Origin of the sequence: uncultured Senegalimassilia sp., assembly GCF_934632265.1 — a bacterium.
Taxonomy (GTDB): domain Bacteria; phylum Actinomycetota; class Coriobacteriia; order Coriobacteriales; family Eggerthellaceae; genus Senegalimassilia.
Map to the genome: position 1 here is coordinate 1 of NZ_CAKTYH010000208.1, position 1,597 is coordinate 1,597.

The 1,597-nt window shown below is 58.0% G+C and carries 1 protein-coding gene; it reads left to right on the top strand.

Features of this window, described 5'->3' with window-relative positions; translation table 11 throughout:
- On the top strand, positions 1–1,597 hold a 1,597-nt coding region (locus Q0H50_RS09515; RefSeq protein WP_294421712.1), incomplete at both ends, for a hypothetical protein.

A 1,597-nucleotide genomic window follows, 5' to 3' on the forward strand; every position in this document is an offset into this window, starting at 1 on the left:
CACCGAGGCTCCCGTTGTCGAGACCGAGGCTCCCGAAACCGAGGCTCCCCCCGACCCCGAGAATTTTGACACCGTGTACGTTGCCCCTGAGGGCGCGTCCATGGAGGAAGTTTATACCGCCGACGATGTGGCCGTCTTCTCCGGCACGGACACCGTCAGCGGCGAAAAGCACACCGTGAAGTTCACCGGCCTGGCGCCGGGATACGGAGAGTCTTATCAAGAGCCTTATGTGCTGATCGTCAGCGCCACCCCCGGCGATCTGGCGAACCTACAGTATATCGACTATGGCTACGCCGATATCAAGGGTCAGCTGACCATGACCTACATCCCGAAGGTCTCCGGCAACTATACCGTTCAGCTTTACGGCCCCCAGGGAACCGAGACGCAGCCTGCCCTGAACCAGGATTATGTCACCCTGGAGCTGGGTCAGAGCTTCACGCTGGAGGCGCTGAATGCCGAAAACTGCTATGTGATGGGTTGGAATTGTAATCAGGACATTGTTTCCCTCGTGTCACCAACTCCTGATCAGTCAACTGTGGATATTACAGCCCAGAACGTGGGCATTACCCAGGTGTCGTGCTGGTTTTACGACTGGAACACGGACGTTCAGAAGGAACTGACCTGCACCGTGGAGGTGGTGAACAAGCCCACCGTCCTGGATGTCCACCTGATGGACACCAAGGCCACCAAGGAGCTGTTCTCCGCCACGGATAACCCCCGGATTTACATTTCCCTGACCAAGGAAAATCAGCCTGTCATTTCCTCGGAGGACGACGGGGATGTTCCGTCCAATGAGACCACCATCATCAAGAGCGCCCGGTTCGAAAACCCGGAACTGAACAACTACTTCGTATTGCGGCCTGTAGACGACCGGACGTTGGAGATTGTCAGCAACCTGCCGGAGGATATTTCCAAGGTGCAGACCTCCTACGTTTCCGCCATCCAGGTGCTGGCCGGGGAGAATAAGGATTACCTGACCACCCCGGAGACCCTGAAGCTCACCGTCAAGAAGTCTATGCCCAAGGTTTCCGCCAAGGCCGTGACCATCAACGCCTGGAATCCCGGGGTAGATGTGCCGGTGCTGTTCGATCAGGATGCCGATGTGTGGGACCTCTGGTCGGAATCCGAGCAGCAGCTGGAGAAGCTGGGCATTACCGCCAGCTATGGCGAGGAGAATGATTACAACCTGGTGCTGCACACCGACGGGCTGCGTCCGGATACCCCCAAGCAGACCCTGAAAATCTACCCCTCCGTTGCCCTGGAGGGCTGGATCATTGGCTGGGGCGAGCCGGTGACCGTCAACATTATCAACAAGCCTGTCACCGCCAAGCTGTCCACCGGCAAGCTCACCCTCAGCTCCGACAACTCCAAGGGCGCGGATATGAAGCTGGTTCCGCCCAAGGGCTTCAGCATTCAGGACTTGGGCATCCGGGACGTTAACCTGGACAGCGAGAACTACAAGCTCGATGACATCGACCTTGCCACCGGCAGCTTCCACCTGACCCCCATCGTTCAGGAGGGCGCGAAGTACGCCAACCCCGATCCCGGCAAAGTGCACATTCTGGTCACCTATGCCAACGGGGTAACGGATGAACTG